This is a genomic window from Brevundimonas sp. UBA7507 (genome assembly GCF_002478355.1).
In the GTDB taxonomy this organism is placed as follows: domain Bacteria; phylum Pseudomonadota; class Alphaproteobacteria; order Caulobacterales; family Caulobacteraceae; genus Brevundimonas; species Brevundimonas diminuta_D.
Genome location: NZ_DLNP01000016.1, coordinates 15,528 through 38,489, shown reverse-complemented (window position 1 = coordinate 38,489; position 22,962 = coordinate 15,528). Strand labels below are relative to the sequence as shown.

The window sequence follows — 22,962 nt, the reverse complement described above, 5'->3', positions numbered from 1 at the left end:
TGCTCTCCTGAAGCTGCGCGCAGCGATCTGTCGTCGCCGTCACGCAATAAGCTGATCACGCTGTGTAACGGGGGCCAATGAACCCCGAAGGACGTGAGGTCAACCGCTGCACGTTTCATTCCCCCGTTATCCGGGTCGGATCACTCACACGCACATTTAAATCGTCAGAGCGCGTCTCAAGGGCTATCTCCTTCGGCGTGAAGACGATGGATTCTGTAAAGTCGCCGCCGGACGGCTTCCCGAGCGCCCTGATCTCGCCTGCGGCCGAGCGCAACAGCGCGGCCATACTGGAGGTGCTGCGCGCTCATCTGCCCGCTCAGGGCCGGGTGCTTGAGATCGCCGCCGGATCGGGCCAGCACGCCGCCCTCTTCGCCACCGCCCTGCCCGGCCTGGACTGGACGCCCAGCGATCCCAGCGCGGAGGCGCGGGCCAGCATCGAGGCTTGGCGAATGAAGGCGGGCGCGGCGAACCTGCGCCCCGCCCAGGCGGTCGACATGCTGGATGACGCCACCTGGCCGAGCGCGCCGTTGGACGCCGTCGTCTGCATCAATATGATCCACATCAGCCCGTGGTCGGCGGCCGAAGGCCTGATGCGGCTGGCGGATCGGTCGCTGACGCGCCCCGGCGGTCTGCTGTATCTCTACGGCCCCTATCGCGAGGCCGAGGTTCCGCTGGCCCCGTCCAACGCCGCCTTCGAGGACAGCCTGAAGGCGCGCGATCCCGCATGGGGCCTGCGCGACCGGGGCGAGGTCGAAACACTCGCCCGGTCGCATGGCCTGGCCCTGACGCTGCGACGGGCCATGCCCGCCAACAACCTGAGCCTGATCTTCCGCCGGGTTTAGATGGCGGCGACCACAGCCGTCAGTTCGGCGCGGTCGTTCAGCAAGGCCACCTTGCCGTCGCGGAAGGCCGCGCCCGGCGCATCGGCCGGTTGGCCAAAGATTTCAGCCGCCACAGCCACGCCGTCAGCGAAGGCCAGAACCGGCAGGCCCTGCGCCATGGCCAGGTTCACCAGCGCCTTGACCTGAGCCAGACCGGCTTCATCCGCCATGCCGCCCGGAACCACCACGCCCTGAACACGGCCGCCGCTGATGTCGTCGGCCGTCGCCGTGGCCAGAACTGTCAGCCCGCCGGACATCAGGCTGCCCTCGCCCGTCGAGATTGGGGCCAGCGACACGCCCTCAAAGCGCAGGGCGGTCTCCATGTCGCCCAGTTCGCCGAAATCCATGCCCTTGCGCATGATCAGGCCGAAGCGCAGGCGGACGGGCGCGGGGCGATTGCCGTATTGGCGGGAACGAGGGGCGGCCGTGGTCTTGCGTTGAGCGTACAAAACGTCTCCTTCGAAGGTTATCGATCAATATTCGTGGACGATTACAAGAAACCATCCCGCCCTGTACGCCGCAACCGGATCAAACACGGCAAACGTCGCAATCCGAATCAATCGGAAGCGAATGCGGCAAAAACATCAGGGTGACTGCTGATATAGGCTTATGATGCTCAAGGTCAACTTGACGACGCAAAAGTGAACTCAACCGGACCCAAGAACACCTGGACCGCCCAGCCGCAGCGGCGCCCTTGCCTCCATGCGCGAGCGGGCCCTACACAGCCGGTCGCACCGCTGGAGATCTCAAGTCAGGCCATGGCCTTCACCCGCACCTATGACGGCCCAGAGCCCGTCCGCATCAACAAGTGGCTGGGCCAGAGCGGCGTCTGCTCGCGCCGCGAGGCCGAGGGCCTGATCGCCGAGGGGCTGGTCAGCATCGACGGCGAGGTTGTGCGCGACGCGGGCCGCAAGATCGAGCCGGGCCAGACCCTGACCCTGAACGACACGGGCGAGGCCGCCCTGGCGGCGGGCGTCGCCATCCTGCTGCACAAGCCGGTCGGCTATGTCTCGGGCCAGCCCGAGCCGGGCAAGATTCCCGCCGTGCGCCTGCTGACCACGGCCAACAGGATCGGCGAGGGCGAGACCCCCGCCCGCGACGCCTCCCTGCCCCCCGTCGGGCGGCTGGACGAGGATTCGCGCGGTCTGCTGATGCTGTCGTCGGACGGCGTGGTGGCCAAGGCGGTGATCGGCCCACAGTCCGATCTGGACAAGGAATATCTAGTCCGCGTCGCCGGCGCCGTGACGGAAGCCAAGCTGACCAAACTGCGCCACGGCCTGGAGCTGGACGGGCGCCAGTTGAAGCCCGCCCGCGTCACCCAGATGGAGCCGCAGCGCCTGCGTTTCATCCTGCGCGAAGGCCGCAACCGCCAGATTCGCCGCATGTGCGAACTGGTCGGACTGGAGGTCGTCGACCTCTATCGCGTCCGTATCGGCCCGGTGAAGCTGGGCGACCTGCCGGAAGGCCGTTGGCGGATGCTGACGGCGGACGAGCGCGCGGCGCTGATCAAGGGCTGAGCCGCCTCAGCGCAACGCCTCAAACCACCGTTGCAGCAGGAACGCTTCAGCGCGGTGGGCGGCCGTGCGGACAGCCGCCTCCTCGTCCACGCCCCACCGCTCTTCGGTGAAGGCTTCGTCCAAACGCGACAGGTCCAACGCCGCCTCGCCCGCCAGCGCTCCGCGCTGCACCGCCAGCCCCAGCACCGCCGAGCCGAACAGCGGAACCGCCGTCGCCAGCCCGGTCAGGGCGAAGTCGTCCATCTCCAGCGCCAGCGCCTCGACCCGCGCCAGAGCTTCCGGCGCCTGCGGCCGATGGATGATCCCCTCGACCGTGTGCAGTTCGACGCCCAGTTCGCGCGCCGCCCAGTCGCGCCACGGCCCCCATTCCGCCTGCTGGCGTTCGATCAGGCCCGACGGCGTCTCGGCCAGGTAGCAGAGCACGTCCGAGCCGGCGTAGCGGGCGATCTCTTCGGCCACCGGGCCACGCGTCTGGCTGACCCGGTCGACGGCGGTCGAGGCTAGACGGGTGGCGGGCATGGTCGCGGGCGTCAGATGCTCGCCCTGGGCGTTCCACTCGTCGGCCACGAGGCGAGCCGCCGCCTCGGTCGGCAGGACGATGGCGTTTCCGGCGGGCGTCTTCGGCGCGCGGCCGTCCAGCAGGATGATCCAGCCGCCATCGCGCGCCTCGACCCCGGCGGCCTTCCAGAAGCGTTTGATGCGCTCCTCGGACTCGCGAAAGCCCTTCTGGGCGGCGACATTGGGATCAAGCGAAGGAATATGGGACATGCTGAACTTCTAGGCGAAAAGCTTGGTCGAGGCGAAACGATCGAGCGCCGCCTCAAGGTCAGGAAAATCGTCGGCGATGTGCAGCGCGCCTGCGGCCGCCTGTTCCTCCACCGTATGGAAGCCCCAGCCGACGCCCAGCGGATGCACGCCCGCCGCCACGGCCATGGCGATGTCGTGGCTGGTGTCGCCGATCATGACGGTCGAGGCGATCTCGGCCCCGCAGGCGGCCATGGCGGCGCGCAGCATGGCCGGGTCCGGCTTGCCCGGCCCGTCCTCGGCGCAGTGGCTGGAAAGGAACAGATCGCTCCATTTGGGTCGCGCCAGATTGCGGGCCACGCCGCGCCGGTTCTGGCCGGTCGCCAACGACAGCCGCCAGCCGTCGCGCTTCAGCCGCCTCAGGGTCTGCATCACGCCGGGATAGAGCGGCTCCTCATGGCCCGCCTCATACATGGCGCGGAAGCTGGCCTGAAACGCGGCGACGAAGTCGGCCAGTTCGGCGTCGGTCAGCGACGGCTCCAGCACGTGCAGGGCGTGATGCAGGCTGAGGCCCACGATCTGACGCACCCGATCATATTCCGGCTCGGGCAGGCCCAGAGCCTGCGCCGCCTCGCAGGCCGCGCGATGGATGGAGGCCCGGCTGTCGACCAGGGTGCCGTCGATGTCGAAGACGGCGAGCGGAGCGTCGGAAGCGGTCATGTCAGGCTGGCGCGATGTCAAAGGCGACGGACAGACGCGGCTGGTCGCCGCTGAAGGGCACGGTGCCGTGCCACAGGCAGGACGGGAACAGCACCAGCTTGCCCGGCTCCGGTTTCTCGTACCGCAGCGGCTCCAGCGACGGCGAGGTCGGGAACGGCGGCTGGGCCAGGGCCAGCCAGCCTTCGCGCCCGCCCGCCTCGACCACCGGCGGCACGTCAATGTAGCAGGCCGAGGAATACCAGCCCTTTGGGTGAATATGGTGCTCGTGGAAACCGCCCGGCGCCAGCCGCACCGACCAGCAGCCCTTCAGTCGATAGTTTCCAGAGTTTCGGGCGCGAACAGGATCCTCGCCCTGCCCCAGCCGCGCCAGATGCCGACGGATCGGCCCGTCGATGGCGGTGAAGAAGGCGCGAATGGCCGGATCGTCGACCAGCGTCAGGTCCACCGGCGTCTGCGTCCCGTGCCGCAGGCTCTGGCCCAGCGGGTGGTTCTGATAGGCGTGTTGCGCCAGCAGCGCCGCCTTGAGGTCGGCAAGATAGGCGGAGAGGTCGCTCCAGCCGGGCGGCGTATCGATGGTCAGGGCGCCGACCAGCCCCTCCAAGTCATCCAGCCCCAGGGCGTCCGTCTGCCCCTTCAGGCGGCTGGCCGTGGCGTGCAGGGCCAGAACCTTCTGATCCGGGATGGGTGCGGCCAATAATTGGCGCAGGATCTCCATAGCCCCATCGGGGTCGCCAGAGGCGATCATGGCCTCGGCCAGACTGGTCCAGGGCTCGAGCGTGTTCGGCGCCGCCTGCGTCGCCGCGCGCGCATGATCCACAGCCAGCGCCGGATCGAACTTCAACGCCAGTTGGCCCGCCGCCATCTCGACCGTGGCGGCCCGTACGCCGCCCTCGCGCACCCGACGGGTCAACTCGCCCCAGGCCTCGCGCGGATCGGCGCCGCCATACATCAGGACCACCGCCAGACAGGTCAGCAGTTCGGCGTCGCCAGGCGCGGCCTTCAGCGCATCCAGCACCGGCGTCGTCGCCGCCTCACGACCTCCGCCGCGCATCCAGATCAGTTGCGCCAACTCCCGCACGGCGTCGCCATAGACGGGCCGACGCTTCAAAGCCTGGCGATAGGCGTCCTCCGCCTCATCATGACGCGCGCAAGCAGACAGGGCGCGGGCCAGAACCAACCAGGTCTCAGGCGCATCGCCGCCATTGGCGAAAGCCCGCCGCGCCGCCTCGACGGCCTCGACGTTGCGGCCAGTGTCGCCTAGAGAACTGGCCAGATTATGCTGTGCGACGACGCTGCCGGGCATGGCGGCCGCCTGGGCGCGGCGGATGACCAGGGCCTCCTCCTTGCGATCCAGCGCCTTCAGCAGATCGACCTGAAACGACTGAACCCCGGCCCGTTCGCCCGGCGTCGCCTGCTCCAGCACGGCCAGGGCGCCCGGCAGGTCGCCCTGCTGGGCCAGCGCCTGGGCGCGCTGAAGCCGCATCTGGACCGCCGCGCCTGTGTTCATCGCATCCGCCGCACGCCCTCGAAGGGATCTTCGTCGGCCTCGTCCTCAGAGAAGCCGAAATGGTTGAAACCGGCCTTCATCTCGGGGCTGAGCGGGGCCTCGACGATCAGCTTGCCGCCGCCGGGGTGATCCAGTTCGATGCGGCGGGCGTGAAGCTGCAGCTTCAGCGGGCCGGACAGTTCGCGCGATTTGTCGTCGCCGTATTTGGGATCGCCCAGGATGGGGTGGCCGATGGCGGCCATGTGGGCGCGCAGCTGGTGCGTCCGACCCGTGAAGGGGCGCAGCGCCATCCACGCCGCGCGGTGGGCGGCGCGGCTGATGGTGGCGAAGGCGGTCTCGGCCGGTTCGCCCTTGGGATCCTTAGGCTCGGCCGGGCGCATCATCTCGAAATCGTTGATGCCGGTCTTCTTCAGCGCCATGTCGATCTGACCGGCCGAAGGCTTGGGGTTGCCGATGACAATGGCCCAATAGGTCTTCTTGGCCTGACGGCGGGCGAAGGCCCCGGCCAGACGCTTGGCCGCCTCCGGCCCCTTGCCCAGCAGCAGCACGCCCGAGGTGTCGCGGTCCAGACGGTGGACCAGACGCGGCCGGTCCATCCCCTCACCCCAGGCCGACAGCAGGCGGTCGACGTGCTTGGTCGTCTTGGTGCCGCCCTGCACGGCCAGGCCGTGCGGCTTGTTCAGGGCGATGACCATGTGATCTTCATAAAGCACCAGCGACTTGGCGTAGGCCACGTCGCGCTCGGTCAGTTCATGCAGGTCGCCGGGCTTGCGCGGATTGGCGTCCGGCAGGGGCGGCACGCGCACGGCGGCGCCCGCGGTCAGGCGGTCCTGCGGCTTGACCCGCGAGCCGTCGACGCGGATCTGGCCGCTGCGAGCCATCTTCTCGACCTGGATGTGGGTCAGGTGCGGCCAGCGGCGCTTGAACCAGCGATCCAGGCGGATGTCGTCTTCATCCTCGGCGACATAGAGGGTCTGGACTTCGCGGCTCATGCGCCCACTCCGGTAAACAGTTTGCGCGCGATCATCAGGCCGACGAACAGAGCGGCGATGGCGAGAACCACCGAACCCGCCGCATAGACGAAAGCCGAGACGATTTCACGGCGTTCGATCATCAGGGCCGCTTCCAGTGAAAAGGCCGAAAAGGTCGTGAAGCCGCCCAGGACGCCGACGGCGGCGAACAGGCGGATATTCTCCTGTCCCGCGCCCGCCCTCAACGCCAGCCAGCCGACCAGCAGCCCCATCAGAAGGCCGCCCGCGACATTGGCGGTCAGGGTCGCCCACGGCCAGGCCGCGCCCGGCGCCAGACGGCCCACGGCCAGCCCCAGCCCATAGCGCGCCATCGCCCCCAGGCCGCCGCCGATCGCAACCAGCAAGAAACGTGTCATGCTGGCGGCATATACTGTTCCGACCTCATTTGCGAAGGCCGCCATGCACGACCTTGTCCTCGCCATCCTGCATCACCTGCTGTTCCTGGGCCTGATCGTCATGCTGGCGTCGGAGCTGGCGCTGCTGCGCACGGCGGAACCGTCGGTGAAGCGACTGGCCGGACTGGACGCGGGTTATGGCGTCACGGCCCTGCTGATCCTTCTGGTCGGTGTCGGACGGGTGATGGGCGGCAAGGGCTGGGCCTTTTATGAGGCCAACCCCTTCTTCTGGGCCAAGATCGCGACCTTCGCCCTGATCGGCCTGATCTCGATCCGGCCGACGCTGGCGATCCTGAAGTGGCGCAAGGCGGAGGGGGCCGCGCCCGGCTATGTCCCGCCCCAGGCCGAGCTGACTGCGGCGCGACGCGCGGTCGGGCTGGAGCTTCTGCTGCTGGTTCCGCTGCTGGCCTTCGCGGCGGCAATGGCGCGTTGGCCGTTCTAGGCCCTACAGGCGCGGGCGGATGGCGTCCTGAACCCCGCGCGCGTCATAGGCCCCAGGGCGATCCGGGCGCTGGCCGCGCCCCATGACGATCTCCAGCGTGGTCGAGGTCGGCTGCGGCCCGCTGAGGTCGAATCCCAGCCCGACGCCGACGCCCGACGTCGACCAGCCGCCGTAGCGGCCCGTGCCCGCGCCGATGGAGACGCTGGGCCGCACCCCGCCCGCGCTGTCGGGGCGGCCGTCGATCCAACGCTGCGTCACCTCGAACCAGTCATAGCCCTGCTCGGTCGTCAGTTGAGCCGCACGGAACAGAGCCATGTCCGCCACCGGACCAGGGGCGCCGACGCCGTTGTAGCTGACACGGAAACGGTCGCGCTCGATCTGCTGTTCGGAATAGCCCTGTCCGTTCGGGCCCATCTGACGGCCGTAGGGCGCCAGGCTGGCGCAGGCCGTAAGCGCCAGGGCCGAGGCGGCGATCGTGACGATGGCGAGGCGTTTCATGCGCGTATCTCCCACGCCCGAACAGCGCACGGGCGAGCCGGATTGTTCCGCGGTGAAGCTGAACAGGGGATGAAGCTTCTACAGCCCCGCCGCCGCGCGCAGGACCGCGAAATCCTCCGGTTCCGGCGCCTCGACCGTCACACGGCCGCCGTCGGGATGAGGAAAGCTCAGCTTCGCCGCGTGCAGCATCAGGCGCGGCGCGGCGCGCCCGGCGAAGGTCAGGGCGCCGCCATAACGGACATCGCCGACCAGAGGACGACCGATGGAGGCCATGTGGACTCGAAGCTGATGCATCCGCCCCGTCTCAGGCGACAGATCAACCACCGCCCCGTCTTCACTAGAAGCCAGGGTGCGATAGCCGCTGGCGGCGCCTTGCGCGCCCGGCGCATCGAAATCCACGACGCGCATATAACTTTCACGACCGATCTCTTCGCGACGCAGGGCCGAGGTGATCCGGCCGGCCTTGGGCTCCGGCGCGGCCGCGACCAGCGCCAGATAGGTCTTCTGGAACTTGCGCATCTGCATCGCCTTGCCGAAGAAACCGGCGGCGGGCTTGGTCTTGGCGGCCAGGATGACGCCCGAGGTGTCGCGGTCCAGCCGATGCACCAGTTCCGGGCGCTTGCCGTTCGATCGAGCGAAGGCCCACAGCAGATCGTCCAGAGTGTTCGCCTGGATGCGGCCGCCCTGGCTGGACAGGCCCGACGGCTTGTTGAAGGCGATCAGGTGCGCGTCTTCATGCACCACCCAAGAACGGACGGCGGCAATTTCATCTTCGGTCAGGGATACGGGCTGGCGGGTTTTCACCCGCCGAGCCTTTAGCCGAGCGCGCCCCGCTTCGCCATGCCCATCAGGCCTTGGCGATCAGCGGATCAGGCCCTTGCGGCGCGCCCAGTGGGCATAGGCGATCTGGATGACGAAGATCAGGGTGACGACCAGGGTGAAAGCCACGCCGCCCGCGCCGATGACTTCACGCCCGTTGCTGAGCGCCAGCACATAGACGGCGTGCGCCAGCATGGCGATCAGACCCGCGACGAAGGCGTTGAACGCCAACTTGCGCCGAAGCAGCAGCATCAGCGCCCCCAGCAGGCCGCACCACACCGCCACGCCAAAGGCCACATCGGTCCACATCGGCGCGCCGCGCAGATAGGCCACCTGCTCCATCGTCAGCGCGCTCCAATAGGCGGCGGCTCCCGTCACCTTCTGATACCACTGCCAGACGCCGACGCCGTTCCAGACCACCGAGACTGCGGCGATGGCCCACAGATGCCACGGTGCCGCTGGACGCTTCGAAATATCGACCATGGCTCGCTCCTCTACCTTTTCGCGAGGGTAGCCAGAACAGCCGCGCTTGCCAATGAGAGCGTCAGCCGTCCTTGATCTGAGCACGCGCCCGCATCGCCGCCCAGCGCTCCAGGCGCGCCTTGACCTTCTCCTCATGCCCCTCGCCCTTGGGCTTGTAGAAGGTGCGGCGCTCCATCTCGTCGGGAAAGAAGTTCGCGCCGGAGAAGCCCTCGGGCGTGTCGGGGTCGTATTGATAGCCCTTGCCGTAGCCGAGTTGCTTCATCAGCTTGGTCGGGGCGTTGCGGATATGGGCGGGCGGCATCAGGGAGCCGGTCTCATGCGCCGCGCGCTTGGCCGCCTTGAAGGCTTCATAGACGCCGACCGACTTGGGCGCGGTGGCCAGATGGACCACGGCCTGGGCTAGCGCCAGCTCTCCCTCCGGCGAGCCGAGGAAGTCGTAGGTGTCTTTGGCCGCATTGGCGACCAGAATGGACAGAGGATCGGCCTGGCCGATGTCCTCGACCGCCATGCGCACGATGCGGCGCGCCAGATAGAGGGGGTCTTCGCCCCCGTTCAGCATTCGCGCCAGCCAGTAGAGCGCCGCGTCCGGGTCCGATCCGCGCACCGACTTATGCAGGGCCGAGATGAGGTTGTAGTGCTCCTCGCGCGACTTGTCGTAGGCGGGGGCGCGCTTCTGAAGCACGCCCGCCAGCGCCTGCACGTCCAGCGGCGCGACATCCGTCAAATCGAACAGCACCTCGGACATGGTCAGCAGATAGCGGCCGTCGCCATCCGCCAGCGCCAGCATGGCCTGCCGCGCCTCGGGCGTCAGCGGCAGGGGCTTGCCCATCAGCGCCTCGGCCCGATCCAGCAACAAGTCCAGCGAGGCGTCGTCCAGCCGTTTCAGCACATAGACCTGGCTACGCGACAGCAGGGCGCCGTTCAGCTCGAAGCTGGGGTTTTCGGTCGTGGCGCCGACCAGGGTGACGATCCCCTCCTCCACGAAGGGCAGGAAGCCGTCCTGCTGGGCGCGGTTGAAGCGGTGAATCTCGTCGACGAACAGCAGGGTCTGCTGGCCCGCCGCCCGGCGCATCCGCGCGGCCTCGAACGCCTTCTTCAGGTCTGCGACGCCCGAAAAGACGGCGCTGATCGACTGGTATTCATAGCCCGCCGCTTTGGCCAGCAGGCGGGCGATCGTCGTCTTGCCCGTGCCCGGCGGCCCCCACAGGATCATGGAGCCCAGGCGCCCGGCCTCGATCATGCGGCGGATCGGCCCGCCCTCGCCCAGCAGATGGTCCTGGCCCACCACCTGGTCCAGCGCCTGCGGGCGCAGACGGTCGGCCAGAGGGGCGTCGGGGGGATGGATGCCGGAGGCTTCGAACAAATCAGTCATGGAACGCTCTAGATAGGCGTTCGTTCGGGCGACTGCACCCGCTACAACGCCTCGCTGAGGAGGAATCGCATGACTGAAGCCAAGCCTGACCAGGGACCGCGCGGCGGGGTGACGCCCCACTTGACCATTCCCTCGCGCGGGGCCGCCGCAGCGATCGAATTCTACGCCCGCGCCTTCGGGGCCGAGGAAGTCATGCGGATGCCGGCCGAGGACGGCGAGCGCCTGTTGCACGCCCATCTGCGCATCAACGGCGGCAGCGTCATGCTGGCCGACGAATTCCCCGAATGGACCGGCGAGGCCGATATCAAGCCGGTGGGCGTCAGCCTGCATCTTCAGGTCGACGACGCCGATGAATGGTGGGGCCGCGCCCTGGTCAACGGCGCCATTCCGGTCATGCCGCTGGAGAACCAGTTCTGGGGCGACCGCTACGGCCAGCTCCGCGACCCGTTCGGCCACCTGTGGAGCATCGGCGGACCGCAGAAGGGCTAACCGCCCCTCTGCGGCGGGCGCCGCGCCTCAGGGCAGGCGCCCCGTCAAGCGGCGGCCGTTGCGGACGATGGTCAGTTCCGAGCCGCGTTGCGCCCGCCCCAGGGCGGCGACCGTGGTGACGGCGCGGCCGTCGATCTGCACCACCAGATCGTTGGGACGCAGACCGATGCGGGCCGGGATGCTGTTGCGCTGCAGGCCCGTGACCACCACGCCGCTGGTGAAGGGATCCCCGCCCAGTCGGTCGGCCAGCGCCGGATTCAGCGCCACGCCCTGAAGCCCAGCCAGAGCGCCCTGCCCCACGACCGAGCCCTGCCCCGGATCGGCGTCGCCCGGCAGGGTCGAGACGCGCGCGTTCAGCGTCCGCGTCTGTCCGTCGCGCAGGACGGTCACGGCCACGGTGTCGTTCGGCGAGCGCGTGCCGACGCGGAAGTTCAGGCCGCCCTGGTCGTTGACCTCGGCGCCGTCGATGGCGGTGATGACGTCGCCCTGTTCGATGCCCGCGCGAGCGCCGGGGCCTCCGGCGTAGACGTCTGTGACCATCAGGCCCTGCGGCCGATCCAGCCCCAGGCTGCGGGCCATGTCGGAGCTGACCGTATCGCCCTTGACGCCCAGCCAGGCGCGCTCGACCGACTTGGCGCCGCCGATGGCGGAATCCACTACCCGCTTGACCATGGTGGCCGGCACGGCGAAGCCCACGCCCGTCGAGGATCCTGTGCGCGAGAAGATGGCCGTGTTGATGCCGATCAGGTCGCCGTCCATGTCGACCAGGGCGCCGCCCGAGTTGCCGGGATTGATCGGCGCGTCGGTCTGGATGAAGGAGCCGGAATCGCTGATGCCCGTCTCGGTCCGGTTCAGCGCCGAAATGATGCCGTTGGTCACGGTCTGGCCGACGCCGAACGGGTTGCCGATGGCCAGGACCAGGTCGCCGACCTGTTGCTGCTCCTGATCATCGATGCGCAGGACCGGCAGGTCGCCGTCCAGGTTCTCCAGTTGCAGCACGGCGATGTCGGACCGTTCGTCGGCCAGCAACACCTTGGCCGGATACTCGCGTCGGTCGTTCAGGGTGACGCGGATTTCCTGCATGTTCTGGATGACGTGGTTGTTGGTCACGACGATCCCATCCGGGCGCACGATGACGCCCGAACCGATGGAGCCGGTCACGCGCGACTGCGGCCCCCCGCCGAACAGTTCGAAGAAGGGATCGCGCACGCGCTGGACGCCCCGCGCCGAAATATTCACCACGGCGGGCGCGGCCTCGCGCACCACGGGGGCGAAGCTGGTCTTCAGCGAGCCGGCGTCGCGCGGGGCGACGCGGGGCTGTTCGGCGAAGACGCCTTCCTGCGCCTTGGAGGGCTGCGGCTGGCCGCAGGCGGACAGGATCAGGGCGGCGGCGATGGCCAGTCTGGAAGTCTTCATCTCGTCCCGGTTCTACAAGCTTGGGCGTTGCACCCATTCCGCCTCGGCTTTTCGACAGGATCAAGGCCGTCTTTCAGTCCGGGGCGCGGCGGCGATCAAACGGACGTGACCTCGTCCCGTTCCGCCCGACGCGCGGTCCGAAAGCCGATCAGGGCGCCCAGCGCCAGCACGGCGGAGGCCAGGTAGAACGCCAGCCCCGACTCGGACAGCAAGGCGTCCGCTGCAGCGGACACTGCGGGCAGCCCCCGCTCGGACAGCCAGGCGGCGGCCTGAGCCCCGCCCTCGCCCACCGAAACCGAATAGATCCAGCCGAAGAACAGGGGCGAGGCCACGCCGGCGATGGAGGCGACGCTCATGTTCGCGCCCTGCAACTGGCCCTGCTCGCTCTCGCCGACGCGGCGGGTCATCAGGGACTGAAGCGTCGGCATGGCCAGGCCCCACAGGGCATTGGGGAACATGGCGACGATGAAGGCGACGCCCGTCGGCGCCCAGCCCATCAGGGCGATGCCGACCGCCCCGCCGCACAGGCCGAAGATCATGGTCGCCCGGTCGCCGAACCGCTTGGACGCCGGTCCGACCAGCACGCCCTGAACAATCATGTCCAGCACCCCGACCATGGCCAGCAAGGCCCCGACCTGCCACGGCCCCCAGCCGTAGCGAAGCCCGGCGTAAAGGACGAAGACCGCCGAAAAGACGTGGTGGGCGAAGTAGAGCAGGAAGTTCACAACCGCGAGGCCCGCCAGCTCGGCGTGGCGCTTCAGCAGGATCATGGCCCCGACCGGGTTGGCGCGGCGCCAGCTGAAGGGCATCCGCTTCTCCAGCGGCAGGCTCTCCGGCAGGATGAACAGGCCGTACAGGAAGGCCACGCCCGACAGGGCGCCCGCCACCCAGAAGGGCACGCGCGGCCCGAACTCGCCCAGGAAACCGCCCAGAACCGGCCCCAGCACGAATCCACCCGAGAAGGCCGCGCCGATTAGGCCATAGGCGCGAGCGCGTTTCTCAGGCTCGGTGATGTCGGCCATATAGGCGTAGATGGTGGTGAAGCTGGACGAGGTGACGCCCGCCACCAACCGCCCGACCGCCAGCCACCACAGGTTCGGCGCCAGCGCCATCAGCACATAGTCCGCCGCCAGCCCGGCGCAGCTCAGCAGGATGACCGGGCGGCGCCCATATTGATCCGACAGCGAACCGATCACCGGCGAGGCCAGGAACTGCATCCCCGCCCACAGGGCCACGAACACCCCGTTCAGCAGGCCGGCGCGCGCGTTCGACCCGACGAACTCCTCGATCAGATGCGGCAGGACCGGAATGACAATCCCCATGGCCACGATGTCCAGCACCGCGGTCACGAGGATGAAGGCGATCGCCGCGCGGCGGACCTTGGGCTGATGCAGGGACATGAAGGCTCGCGGAGGTGGAACGTCGTTTTAGAGGGCGGCCTACTATTCGTCACCCTCGGGCTTGTCCCGAGGGCCCATGCCGCAGCAAGCTCGACCTCAATGTCGAACGAACGCCCTTTCATCGCCGCCTACATGATGGCCAACCGGCCTCAAGGGACACTGTATGTCGGCTTGACCAGCAATCTCGTTCAGCGCGTTCAGCAGCACAGGGACGGGACATTTCCCGGCTTCACCAGAGAGCACGGGCTGAAGCGGCTAGTCTGGTACGAGCCTTTTGAGGCGATCACAGATGCAATCCACCGGGAAAAGGCGCTGAAACGTTACCTGCGCGACTGGAAGATCAATCTTATTGAGCGAGAGAACCCGCACTGGGAAGACCTGGCTGAATCGTGGTTCGCGCCGCCCGTGTGGAGGCACGATCCTTAATCCGCGCGCACGCCGCCCGCATGGGCCCTCGGGACAAGCCCGAGGGTGACGAGTTTACTAGCTAGCTCAGCGCTGCGTCACTGGCAGGGTGTCGCTCGGGTCACCGTCGCCGTGCGGGGCGGAAACGCCCAGAAGGCGGGCCAGGAAAGGCTGGACGTCGACGCTGTCCAGCTTCTCCAGCCGCCGTCCGGTGATGACGCCGGGACCGTGGGCGATGAAGATGGCCTGCATTTCAGGCGCGGCGTTGTCATAGCCATGCGCCCCGCCCGGCTTGTTCGGCATACGGTCGCGCGTCGCCAGCAGCCAGCCCGGCTCGGAGGCGCAGACGATGGCCGAGACGCGCGGGTTGGAGCCCAGGACAAGGCGCGCCGGGATCTCGCTCTTGCGCCAGCAGTCCAGGTGCGGGCGCGAGCCCAGCAAGGCCTGCTCCACCTCAGCCTCGCGGCCAGCGACAGGGTTCAGGAAGGTGACGGCGCCCGAATAGATGATCTGCACCGCCTCCGGATCGACGATGTCGTCCAGCACCGTCACGCGGTCGGGCGAGGTCGCCGCCATGCCGTGATCCGACACCACGACCAGCACGGTGTTCTCATACAGGCCCCGCGCCTTCAGCCCATCGACCAGGCGGCCGATGGAGGCGTCGACGGAAGCCATGGCCTCCAGCGTCTCGGCGCCGTCCGGGCCGTGGTGGTGGCCCATAGTGTCCACAATGTCGAAATAGAGGGTGGTCAACGCCGGGCGCTGGGCGGCGGGCAGGTCCAGCCACGTCAGCACCTGATCCACGCGCGCGTCGCCGGGCATCGACTGGTCGAAGGGCGTCCAGTAGCTGGGCCGCACGCCGCGGATGTCGGCCTCCGACCCCGGCCAGAACATGGTGGCGGTCTTCACGCCTTGCCGCTCGGCCGAGACCCAGATCGGCTCACCCTGATCCCACCAGCGACGATCGGTGACGGCCTGCTTGTTGCCAAGCGAGAAGCGCCCCAGTTCGGCGTCGACCATGTTGTTGCCGACGATGCCGTGATGATCGGGGTGCAGGCCCGTAACCAGGGTGTAGTGGTTGGGGAAGGTCACGCTGGGGAAGGACGGCTTCATCGGCCCCGACGCGCCCTCGGCCGCCAGTTGCGCCAGCACCGGCGTCGCCCCGCGCTCCAGATAGTCGGCGCGGAAACCGTCAATGGAGATCAGGATGACGTTCGGCGCCTGAACCGTCTCGACCGGCGGCGCGGGCGGCGTGGCGGCGCAGGCGGCGACGACCAGCGTCAGGACGGCGACGCGCGCCAGCCCGAACAGACGATCAAACATGAGAGGCTCCCGAAATCGACTTTCGGGAATGTTGCCTAAGCTTAATCCGCGACAGACAGAAGACGGCTTGCCGGTTTTCCACTGTCAGGCCACGCTGTGATTCATGACCAGCGTTATCGAAACGAACGGCCTGACCAAGACCTATGGCGCGGTGCGCGCCCTGGACGGCCTCAGTCTCAGCATACCGCGCGGCGGGGTCTATGGCGTGCTGGGGCCGAACGGCGCGGGCAAGTCGACCCTGTTCCGCATCCTGCTGGGCCTGATCCGGCCCACGGCGGGCGAAGTGCGGGTGATGGGCCAGCACACCGGCGACCCGGCCGTGACCCGACGCATGGGCTCGATGATCGAAACGCCGCGCTATCCGCCCTATCTGACCGCGCGACAGGCGTTGCGCTGGCTGGCGCTGGCGCATGGGATGGGCGCCGAGGCCGAGACCGACCGATGGCTGGCGCGCGTCGGCCTGACCGAGGCGGCGGACCGCAAGGTGCGCGGCTTCTCGGTCGGCATGATGCAAAGGCTGGGCGTCGCCGCCGCCCTGATGACCCGGCCCGATCTGGTCATCCTGGATGAACCGACCAGCGGCATGGACCCGCCCGGCATCCAGGAGATGCGCGCCCTGATCCGCAGCCTGGCCGACGACGACGGCGTGACCATCATCCTGGCCAGCCACCAGTTGCTTGAGGTCCAGCGCGTCTGCGACCGCGTCGCCATCCTCAATCGAGGCAAGCTGGCGGCCGAGGGCAAGGTCAGCGACCTGACCGCCTCAGGCGAGCGCCTGCGCCTGTCGGCCACGCCCCTGGCCAAGGTCATGGCCGTGCTGGGCGAGCGCGGCAGCGTTCAGGACGACGCCGTCATGGCCGCCGTGCCGCGCGCCGAGGCCCCTGCCCTGCTGCGCGCCCTGATCGAACAGGGCGTCGACATCGACGAGGCCCGCTGGGTCGGCGCCGATCTGGAAAGCGTCTTCATGACCGAAACCTCTTCGCCTGCAGGAGGCCGCGCATGATGCTGGCCGACGCCATCCGTTCCGAAACCTGGCGCCTGTTGCAGAACCGCACGGCCATGTTCTGGAGCATCGTCTTCGTGCCCGTGATCTCGCTCGTGCTGGCGATCGGGGGCTTTCTGTTCCTCCAGTCCAAGATGGACGGAGCGATGCAAACCCTGCCGCCCGAGCTGAAGCTGAACGCCCGCGCCGTCGACCTGGGTCAGTCGCTGATCGATGCGGCCGGCGCCTTGGCCCATCCAGCCGTGCTGGCCTTCCTGCTGATCGGCGCCGCCACCGTTTTCGCCGGCGACTATCGCTGGGAGACCTGGCGCCTGATCACGGCGCGCAACAGCCGCCCCAACCTGATCATGGGCAAGGCGGGCGCCGTCAAACTGCTGACCCTCGCCGGGCTGGCGCTCCTGCTGGTCGCCAGCATGGGCGCCGATGTCGCCAAGGGGCTGATCTTCGGGCGCAGCTTCGCCTTCGGTTTCGGCGGAGACGAGGCGCGGAGCTTCGGCCTGCTGGCCCTGCTGTCCTATGTGCGGGCGGTGCAGTTCTTGCTGCTCAGCCTGCTGGCGGCCACGGTGACGCGCTCCCTGCTGGCGGCGCTGTTCGTGCCCCTGGTCATCGGCGTCGGTCAGTTCTTCCTGGCCAAGATGAGCCCTCTGTTCGGCTGGCAGATGGGCGACTGGGCGACCATGCTGCTGTTTCCCGGCGAGGGCTATGAGCTGCTGAAGGTTCTGGTCCAGGGCGGGATGGAGGCTGCGCTGATCCCGGCAGGCGCCGCCTGGCGCGCCCTCACAGGACTGGCGCTGTGGAGCTTCACGCCCTTCTTCCTGGCCCTATGGTGGTTCCAGCGGCAGGATCTGTCGAAGGAATAGGGTCAGATCAGCCCAGCGTCTTCTCCATGAAGACATCGGCGCGGACATAGGGCGTCTCGCGCGGCGGCAAGCGCACGAAGCCGAAGCTGTCATAGAGGGCCAGCGCCGGGCCCAGCGTGGAGCTGGTCTCCAGATAGAGTCGCGGCGAGTTCGTCTCGCGCGCCGCCGACTCGCACGCTTCCAGCAGGCGCCGTGACAGGCCCTGCCCGCGCGCGACAGGCGCAATCGTCATCTTGGCGACCTCGAACCCGCCGTCTTCCATCGCCATCAGGGCGCAGCAGCCCACAGCCTCGCCCGCCCGCTCGATGAAGAAGATGCGCCCCCCCAACGCCAGGATTTGACCCTGCGGATCGTCCAGCACCTTGCGGTCCTTGGCCTCGATGGCGAAGCCGCCCTCGGCCAGCCAGGCCTCGTTTAGGGTGCGCCAGGCTACGCTGTCCGACGCCGAAGACGGATCGAAAGCCCGTATCCCGTGAGTCGTCGTCATGCCTCGTTCCGTCCCGTTTCGAGCTTCAACTTCAGGGCTGTCAGATCGGGCAGAAACCATACGGATCGGCCCCGATTGCACTCCCTCACATAGTCCGTCAGCGCCTCGGATTCGGCCGCCTCGGCGCTGATATCGCCGATAATCGCTAGGCCGACCCGGTAGTTGACGAACTTCTGCGTGGTCTCGCCCGCCAACCGGCTGCGAAGACGCAGAAAGTCCTCGCCCAGGCGCGTTACCGGCATGGCCAGCCAATCGGCATTCGCTTCGAAAGCCAGCGACAGGAAGTCATTGATGTCGGCCACGCACGCCAGCAGGGCGCCGTCCGGCTCGCACACGGCCACGACGAGCCCGTTCCAGGTCTCCACGCGGGTCATCGAGCCCTCCCTTCAGCGGTTTGCAAAGAAAAAGGGCGGCAGGATTGCTCCAGCCGCCCTCTCAATACAGTCCATGAAGCCGAAATCAGGCTTCGTCGTCGCCCTCGATGGCGAAGACCGGCCCGGAGTCCTGGCCCTTGGCGGCCACGTCGCGATCGACGAACTCGATGACGGCCATCGCGGCGTTGTCGCCGTGACGGAAGCCAGCCTTCATGATGCGGATGTAGCCGCCGTTACGCTCGGCGTAACGCGGAGCCAGCGTGTCGAACAGCTTGCCGACTTGCGGCACGTCGCGAACGGCGCTGATGGCCTGACGACGAGCGTGCAGGTCGCCCTTCTTGGCGAGGGTGACCAGCTTCTCGACGAAGGGACGCAGTTCCTTCGCCTTCGGCAGGGTGGTCGTGATCTGCTCGTGCTTGATCAGCGAAGCGGCCATGTTGGCGAACATGGCCTGGCGGTGGCTGACCGTGCGGCCGAGCTTACGATAGGCGGCGCCGTGGCGCATCGGGGTCTCTCCTACTCAACCCTGGTTTCCCGTCCCTACTTGCCGGACGAGACCTGGGGCCTCTCATTCTAACCGCCCCAACCGATCCAACGGACCTGGGCGGAGGGTTGATGATCAGATCTGGTCGTCGAACTTCTTGGCCAGATCTTCGATGTTTTCCGGCGGCCAGTTCGGCACGTCCATGCCGAGGCTCAGGCCCATGGACGCCAGAACTTCCTTGATTTCGTTCAGCGACTTGCGGCCGAAGTTCGGGGTGCGAAGCATTTCGCCCTCGGTCTTCTGGATCAGGTCGCCGATGTAGACGATGTTGTCGTTCTTCAGGCAGTTGGCCGAACGGACCGACAGCTCCAGCTCGTCCACCTTCTTCAGCAGCGACGGGTTGAAGGGCAGTTCGGGCTTGCCGTCCGACTGCTCGACAGCCTTGGTCGGCTCATCGAAGGTGATGAAGATCTGCAGCTGGTCTTGCAGGATGCGCGCGGCGTAAGCCACAGCGTCAACCGGCGAGACGGCGCCGTTGGTTTCGACTTCCAGGATCAGCTTGTCGTAGTCCAGCGACTGGCCCTGACGGGTCGGCTCGACGCGATAGGCGACGCGCTTCACCGGCGAATACAGGGCGTCGACGGCGATCAGGCCGATCGGAGCGTCTTCCGGGCGGTTCAGTTCGGCGGCGACGTAGCCCTTGCCGTTCTGCACCGTCAGTTCCATGCGGACCGAGGCGCCGTCGTCCAGGGTGCAGATCACGTGATCCGGGTTCAGCACCTCGATGTCGGCCGGCAGGTCGATCTGAGCCGCGGTCACCGGGCCAGGGCCCGTGGCGCGCAGCGTCATCCTCTTCGGGCCTTCCGCGTGCATGCGCAGGGCCAGTTGCTTGATGTTCAGAACGATGTCGACGACGTCCTCGCGAACGCCTTCCAGCGACGAGAACTCGTGAACAACGCCGTCGATCTGAATGGCCGTGACCGCCGCGCCTTGAAGCGAAGACAGCAGAACGCGACGAAGCGCGTTGCCGAGCGTCACACCGAAACCGCGCTCGAGAGGCTCGGCGATCAGACGCGCCTTGTGCTGCGGGTCAGACCCGCCCTCGACTTGCGGTTTCTCGGGACGGATCAGCTCTTGCCAGTTTCTTTCGATCATAAAGTCCCTCGAACGGGTTTCGACGGCTCCGTGTTCTCACGTTCAGAACAACAGGAGCCGCCGGGAGAAGGGGTAGGCGGCGTGAACCTTAGACGCGACGGCGCTTCGGCGGACGGCAGCCGTTGTGCGGCATCGGCGTCACGTCGCGGATGGTCGTGATCGTCATGCCGACGGCCTGCAGGGCGCGCAGGGCCGACTCGCGGCCCGAACCCGGCCCCGAGACGTTCACTTCCAGCGTCTTGACGCCGTGCTCGGCGGCCTTCTTGCCAGCGTCTTCCGCAGCCATCTGAGCGGCGTACGGCGTCGACTTGCGCGAGCCCTTGAAGCCCATGTGGCCGGCCGACGACCAGGAAATCGCGTTCCCTTGAGCGTCGGTGATGGTCACCATGGTGTTGTTGAACGAAGCGTTCACGTGGGCCACGCCCGAGGTGATGTTCTTGCGTTCGCGGCGCTTAACGCGACCCGGTTCCTTAGCCATCGGTCAGGCCTCTCTCTTACTTCTTCTTGCCGGCGATCGGCTTGGCCGGACCCTTGCGGGTGCGAGCGTTGGTGTGGGTGCGCTGGCCGCGGACCGGCAGGCCCTTGCGGTGACGCAGGCCGCGATAGCAGGCCAGGTCCATCAGACGCTTGATGTTCATCGACGTCTCGCGGCGCAGGTCGCCTTCGACGGTGTAGTCGCGGTCGATGGTTTCGCGGATCTGCAGGATCTCCGCGTCGGTCAGCTGGTTCACGCGGCGAGCCGGCTCGATGCCGATCTTGGCCGTGATTTCCTTGGCGTTGTGCGCGCCAATGCCGTGGATGTACTGAAGCGCGATTTCAACGCGCTTGTTGGTCGGAATGTTGACGCCTGCGATACGGGCCACGAAATTCTCCAAGTACGCGTTAATCAGACGCAGAAACCGCTCCGGTCAACAGACCAGGAGCGTGTACGCCCTTCGCGGAAGGCCGCCCTTATACAGGGGATTCCCGATGCGTCAACGGGCAAGCGCCGTGAGCAGGCTGGCTCAGGGCCATTCGACCCCCACCCGGACCTCTCGACCATCAATCGGCGCTCCGTTCTGCGTCGCAGGACGAAAGCGGAAATAACGCGAGGCCGCAAGGGCCGCCTGACCGAATCCCATCCCCGGCGGCGATTCGTCGACCAGGCGGCAGTCACTGAGCGTGGTGTCGAGGCGAACGCGGCAGGCCAGCGTCGCCTGGCCGCCTCGCCGCTGGCGGAAGGCCTCGCGCGGATGCAGCGTGCGCAGCTCCCCCACCGTGGGGCCGCGAATGATGCGCGGCGGGCCGTCTCCCACGCCAGGGCCGACGCCCGAGCCGCTGCCGCCCCCGCTGCCGGTCCCCTGCCCGCCCTGCCCCTGACCAGGCGTCGGGCCAGGTTCGGGCGCAACGCCGATCACCAGTGGTTGCTCCGGGGCAGGACGCAGCGGCGGGGTGACTTCCGGCTTGGGCGGTTCAGGACGAGGACGCGCCGGGCGCACGACGGATGGCGCGGCCGGGGCGCCGCCGCCCTGGGACGCCGCTGGCTCTGGAGGCGGCGGAGGCGGCAGTGCGATCGGCTCAGGCCGGACCAGATCGACAATGATGAGCGGCTGTGGCGGCGCGAAGGTCGCCTCGGGCCGCCCTACGCCCAAAAGCACAAAGGCGCCGAGGTGCAGCAGAGCCACAAGCCCCGCCGCGCCCCAGCGCCATTGCTTCATTCGTTTCGGCCGCAACCATCTCTCCCGCGCAGGCTTCCGAACGCTAACGCTTCAGAAGTCGAGGGGATCAGACCGCGTGTCCGTTCAGGCGTCCAGCGCCGCGTCGATAGCGGCGGCCACGGAGGCGATGTCGCCCATGCCGTCGACCTCGGTCAGCTTGCCCTGGTCTGTATAATAGGGAAGCAACGGCGCGGTCTGGCGGTTGTACACGGCCAGGCGGTCCTTGAAGGTCTCGGGGTTGTCGTCCGCCCGGCCCTGCTCGGCGAAACGTTTGCCGATACGGTCGGTCAGGGCGGCGTCGTCCACCTTCAGGCGGATGACGCTGTCGATCTGGGCGCCGCGCTTGGCCAGCATGGCGTCCAGGGCTTCAGCCTGGGCCACCGTGCGGGGGAAGCCGTCGAAGATGGCGCCGCCGGCGGCCTCGGCCTCCGGCAGGCGGGCTTCGATCAGGGCGATGACGATCTCGTCGGTGACGAGGTCGCCGCGCGCCAGCACGTCCTTGACCTTCAGTCCCAGCTCCGAGCCGGAAGCGATCGCCGCGCGCAGCATGTCGCCGGTCGAAAGCTGGACCATGCCCCGCTCTTCGACCAGCCGCTTGGCCTGGGTGCCCTTGCCGGCCGCAGGCGGCCCGAACAGGATCAGGTTCATTTTATATTCCGGGCTCCCCTACCCGATCAGCGACGGACAGGAGCGGAACCGCCCCGGCCACGGCCGCGCAACTTGGCCTTCTTGATCAGTCCTTCGTACTGGTGCGCCAGCAGGTGCGACTGGATCTGGGCGACAGTGTCCATCGTCACCGAGACCACGATCAAGATAGACGTTCCGCCAAAGTACAGGCTGTTGCCCAGGCTGCTGACCAGGAACTCCGGCAGCAGACAGACGGCGGTGATGTAGGCGGCGCCGATCACCGTCAGGCGCGTCAGGACATAGTCCAGATACTCGGCCGTGCGCTTGCCCGGACGTATGCCCGGCAGGAAGCCGCCGTACTTGCGCAGGTTCTCGGCCGTGTCCTCGGGGTTGAAGGTGATCGAGGTGTAGAAGAAGCAGAAGAAGACGATCAGGACGGCGTACAGGATCATGAACACCGGCTGGCCGTGCGTCAGCTGGGCCGTCACCAGGGGCAGCCAGCTCATCCAGTCCGGCAGGTTCGCATTGGCGGTGAACTGGGCCACCGTCGTCGGCAGCATCAGCAGCGACGAGGCGAAGATGGCCGGGATCACGCCCGCGGTGTTGACCTTCAGCGGCAGGAAGCTGCGCTCGCCGCCGGTCATGCGGTTGCCTTCCTGGCGCTTCGGATACTGGATCAGAAGGCGGCGCTGGGCGCGTTCCATGAAGACGATGAAGACGATGACCGCCACCGCCATGATGGCGATGAACAGCAGGGTGAAGGCCGACATCTGACCCTGCTGGGCCAGGCCAAGCATCCGCGCCACCGTCGACGGCAGAACCGCCACGATGCC

At 67.8% G+C, this 22,962-nt stretch carries 29 protein-coding genes; 7 read left to right on the top strand and 22 right to left on the bottom strand.

Features of this window, described 5'->3' with window-relative positions; translation table 11 throughout:
- Positions 1-206 precede the first annotated feature (206 nt).
- On the top strand, positions 207-842 hold the full coding sequence (locus B3D50_RS12035; RefSeq protein WP_286951434.1) for a DUF938 domain-containing protein: 636 nt from the start codon (positions 207-209) through the stop codon (positions 840-842).
- Here the strand turns inward: B3D50_RS12035 and B3D50_RS12030 are convergent.
- Complete coding sequence (locus B3D50_RS12030) at positions 839-1,330, bottom strand: hypothetical protein (protein WP_286951432.1); 492 nt, start codon at positions 1,328-1,330, stop codon at positions 839-841. The two genes, B3D50_RS12035 and B3D50_RS12030, sit on opposite strands and share 4 nt — an antisense overlap.
- 309 nt (positions 1,331-1,639) lie before the next feature.
- On the opposite strand from B3D50_RS12030, the gene B3D50_RS12025 reads away from it, so the two are divergent.
- On the top strand, positions 1,640-2,398 hold the full coding sequence (locus tag B3D50_RS12025; RefSeq protein WP_286951431.1) for a pseudouridine synthase: 759 nt from the start codon (positions 1,640-1,642) through the stop codon (positions 2,396-2,398).
- 6 nt (positions 2,399-2,404) lie between these two features.
- Here the strand turns inward: B3D50_RS12025 and B3D50_RS12020 are convergent, their stop codons facing one another.
- The 5 genes from B3D50_RS12020 to crcB are packed head-to-tail and all read right to left on the bottom strand — an operon-like array spanning position 2,405 to position 6,756.
- A complete protein-coding gene (locus B3D50_RS12020; protein ID WP_286951428.1) occupies positions 2,405-3,166 on the bottom strand; it encodes an ATP12 family chaperone protein in 762 nt (253 codons plus the stop codon).
- 9 nt (positions 3,167-3,175) lie between these two features.
- Entirely contained in the window at positions 3,176-3,862 is a 687-nt protein-coding gene (locus B3D50_RS12015; protein WP_286951426.1) for an HAD-IA family hydrolase, read from the bottom strand.
- Between the two features lies 1 nt (position 3,863).
- Positions 3,864-5,369, bottom strand: coding sequence for a putative 2OG-Fe(II) oxygenase (locus tag B3D50_RS12010; RefSeq protein WP_286951425.1), 1,506 nt, complete (start codon positions 5,367-5,369; stop codon positions 3,864-3,866).
- A complete protein-coding gene (locus B3D50_RS12005) occupies positions 5,366-6,361 on the bottom strand; it encodes an RluA family pseudouridine synthase (protein WP_286951423.1) in 996 nt (331 codons plus the stop codon). Before B3D50_RS12005 ends, B3D50_RS12010 begins: the two co-directional genes overlap by 4 nt.
- Positions 6,358-6,756 carry a fluoride efflux transporter CrcB gene (crcB, locus tag B3D50_RS12000; RefSeq protein ID WP_269300172.1) on the bottom strand — a complete coding sequence of 133 codons (399 nt, stop codon included), beginning with the start codon at positions 6,754-6,756 and terminating at the stop codon, positions 6,358-6,360. Before crcB ends, B3D50_RS12005 begins: the two co-directional genes overlap by 4 nt.
- A 43-nt stretch (positions 6,757-6,799) precedes the next feature.
- Between crcB and B3D50_RS11995 the strand changes: the two genes are divergently transcribed.
- Positions 6,800-7,237: a DUF2214 family protein gene (locus B3D50_RS11995; protein WP_286951421.1), complete on the top strand. Its 438-nt coding sequence runs from the start codon at positions 6,800-6,802 to the stop codon at positions 7,235-7,237.
- A gap of 3 nt (positions 7,238-7,240) precedes the next feature.
- Here B3D50_RS11995 and B3D50_RS11990 read toward each other — a convergent pair whose 3' ends face one another.
- From B3D50_RS11990 to B3D50_RS11975, 4 genes are all read right to left on the bottom strand, one after another.
- A complete protein-coding gene (locus B3D50_RS11990; RefSeq protein ID WP_040345024.1) occupies positions 7,241-7,735 on the bottom strand; it encodes a CC0125/CC1285 family lipoprotein in 495 nt (164 codons plus the stop codon).
- A gap of 78 nt (positions 7,736-7,813) precedes the next feature.
- Positions 7,814-8,539 carry an RluA family pseudouridine synthase gene (locus B3D50_RS11985; protein ID WP_286951418.1) on the bottom strand — a complete coding sequence of 242 codons (726 nt, stop codon included), beginning with the start codon at positions 8,537-8,539 and terminating at the stop codon, positions 7,814-7,816.
- 57 nt (positions 8,540-8,596) lie between these two features.
- Complete coding sequence (locus B3D50_RS11980; protein ID WP_286951416.1) at positions 8,597-9,037, bottom strand: hypothetical protein; 441 nt, start codon at positions 9,035-9,037, stop codon at positions 8,597-8,599.
- Positions 9,038-9,098: 61 nt separating this feature from the next.
- Positions 9,099-10,409, bottom strand: a complete 1,311-nt coding sequence (locus B3D50_RS11975) for a replication-associated recombination protein A (protein WP_286951414.1) — start codon at positions 10,407-10,409, stop codon at positions 9,099-9,101.
- A 69-nt stretch (positions 10,410-10,478) separates the two neighbouring features.
- Between B3D50_RS11975 and B3D50_RS11970 the strand changes: the two genes are divergently transcribed.
- Positions 10,479-10,898, top strand: coding sequence for a VOC family protein (locus tag B3D50_RS11970; protein WP_003164400.1), 420 nt, complete (start codon positions 10,479-10,481; stop codon positions 10,896-10,898).
- 27 nt (positions 10,899-10,925) lie between these two features.
- Here B3D50_RS11970 and B3D50_RS11965 read toward each other — a convergent pair whose 3' ends face one another.
- Positions 10,926-12,314 carry a Do family serine endopeptidase gene (locus tag B3D50_RS11965; protein ID WP_286951411.1) on the bottom strand — a complete coding sequence of 463 codons (1,389 nt, stop codon included), beginning with the start codon at positions 12,312-12,314 and terminating at the stop codon, positions 10,926-10,928.
- 95 nt (positions 12,315-12,409) lie between these two features.
- On the bottom strand, positions 12,410-13,714 hold the full coding sequence (locus B3D50_RS11960) for a TCR/Tet family MFS transporter (RefSeq protein ID WP_286951409.1): 1,305 nt from the start codon (positions 13,712-13,714) through the stop codon (positions 12,410-12,412).
- A 99-nt stretch (positions 13,715-13,813) separates the two neighbouring features.
- Here B3D50_RS11960 and B3D50_RS11955 point away from each other — a divergent pair, with 99 nt between their 5' ends.
- Positions 13,814-14,140, top strand: a complete 327-nt coding sequence (locus B3D50_RS11955; protein ID WP_286951406.1) for a GIY-YIG nuclease family protein — start codon at positions 13,814-13,816, stop codon at positions 14,138-14,140.
- 66 nt (positions 14,141-14,206) lie between these two features.
- On the opposite strand, the gene B3D50_RS11950 is transcribed toward B3D50_RS11955, so the two are convergent.
- Positions 14,207-15,442 carry an ectonucleotide pyrophosphatase/phosphodiesterase gene (locus tag B3D50_RS11950; protein ID WP_286951404.1) on the bottom strand — a complete coding sequence of 412 codons (1,236 nt, stop codon included), beginning with the start codon at positions 15,440-15,442 and terminating at the stop codon, positions 14,207-14,209.
- Between the two features lie 103 nt (positions 15,443-15,545).
- On the opposite strand from B3D50_RS11950, the gene B3D50_RS11945 reads away from it, so the two are divergent.
- Together B3D50_RS11945 and B3D50_RS11940 are read left to right on the top strand one after the other, a co-directional pair.
- Positions 15,546-16,445: an ABC transporter ATP-binding protein gene (locus B3D50_RS11945; RefSeq protein WP_088411402.1), complete on the top strand. Its 900-nt coding sequence runs from the start codon at positions 15,546-15,548 to the stop codon at positions 16,443-16,445.
- The gene (locus B3D50_RS11940; RefSeq protein WP_286951401.1) at positions 16,442-17,305 is read left to right on the top strand and encodes a hypothetical protein; all 864 of its coding nucleotides are present in this window, start codon (positions 16,442-16,444) and stop codon (positions 17,303-17,305) included. The genes B3D50_RS11945 and B3D50_RS11940 overlap by 4 nt, the downstream gene beginning before the upstream one ends.
- A gap of 7 nt (positions 17,306-17,312) precedes the next feature.
- Here the strand turns inward: B3D50_RS11940 and B3D50_RS11935 are convergent, their stop codons facing one another.
- From B3D50_RS11935 to B3D50_RS11895, 9 genes are all read right to left on the bottom strand, one after another.
- Complete coding sequence (locus B3D50_RS11935) at positions 17,313-17,792, bottom strand: GNAT family N-acetyltransferase (RefSeq protein ID WP_286951399.1); 480 nt, start codon at positions 17,790-17,792, stop codon at positions 17,313-17,315.
- The gene (locus tag B3D50_RS11930) at positions 17,789-18,166 is read right to left on the bottom strand and encodes a DUF4180 domain-containing protein (protein ID WP_286951397.1); all 378 of its coding nucleotides are present in this window, start codon (positions 18,164-18,166) and stop codon (positions 17,789-17,791) included. The genes B3D50_RS11935 and B3D50_RS11930 overlap by 4 nt, the downstream gene beginning before the upstream one ends.
- 85 nt (positions 18,167-18,251) lie before the next feature.
- Positions 18,252-18,671 carry a 50S ribosomal protein L17 gene (rplQ, locus tag B3D50_RS11925; protein WP_003164392.1) on the bottom strand — a complete coding sequence of 140 codons (420 nt, stop codon included), beginning with the start codon at positions 18,669-18,671 and terminating at the stop codon, positions 18,252-18,254.
- A gap of 114 nt (positions 18,672-18,785) precedes the next feature.
- Positions 18,786-19,805: a DNA-directed RNA polymerase subunit alpha gene (locus B3D50_RS11920; RefSeq protein WP_003164391.1), complete on the bottom strand. Its 1,020-nt coding sequence runs from the start codon at positions 19,803-19,805 to the stop codon at positions 18,786-18,788.
- A gap of 88 nt (positions 19,806-19,893) precedes the next feature.
- Positions 19,894-20,283, bottom strand: coding sequence for a 30S ribosomal protein S11 (rpsK, locus tag B3D50_RS11915; protein WP_003164390.1), 390 nt, complete (start codon positions 20,281-20,283; stop codon positions 19,894-19,896).
- A 16-nt stretch (positions 20,284-20,299) separates the two neighbouring features.
- Positions 20,300-20,668 (bottom strand): 30S ribosomal protein S13, encoded by a 369-nt coding sequence (rpsM, locus tag B3D50_RS11910; protein WP_003164389.1) that lies wholly within the window; start codon positions 20,666-20,668, stop codon positions 20,300-20,302.
- A gap of 141 nt (positions 20,669-20,809) precedes the next feature.
- Positions 20,810-21,502 carry an energy transducer TonB gene (locus B3D50_RS11905; protein ID WP_286951392.1) on the bottom strand — a complete coding sequence of 231 codons (693 nt, stop codon included), beginning with the start codon at positions 21,500-21,502 and terminating at the stop codon, positions 20,810-20,812.
- 84 nt (positions 21,503-21,586) lie between these two features.
- Positions 21,587-22,150 carry an adenylate kinase gene (locus B3D50_RS11900; protein WP_003164388.1) on the bottom strand — a complete coding sequence of 188 codons (564 nt, stop codon included), beginning with the start codon at positions 22,148-22,150 and terminating at the stop codon, positions 21,587-21,589.
- 26 nt (positions 22,151-22,176) lie between these two features.
- The coding region (locus B3D50_RS11895) for a preprotein translocase subunit SecY (RefSeq protein WP_286951389.1) at positions 22,177-22,962 on the bottom strand (786 nt) is incomplete at its 5' end.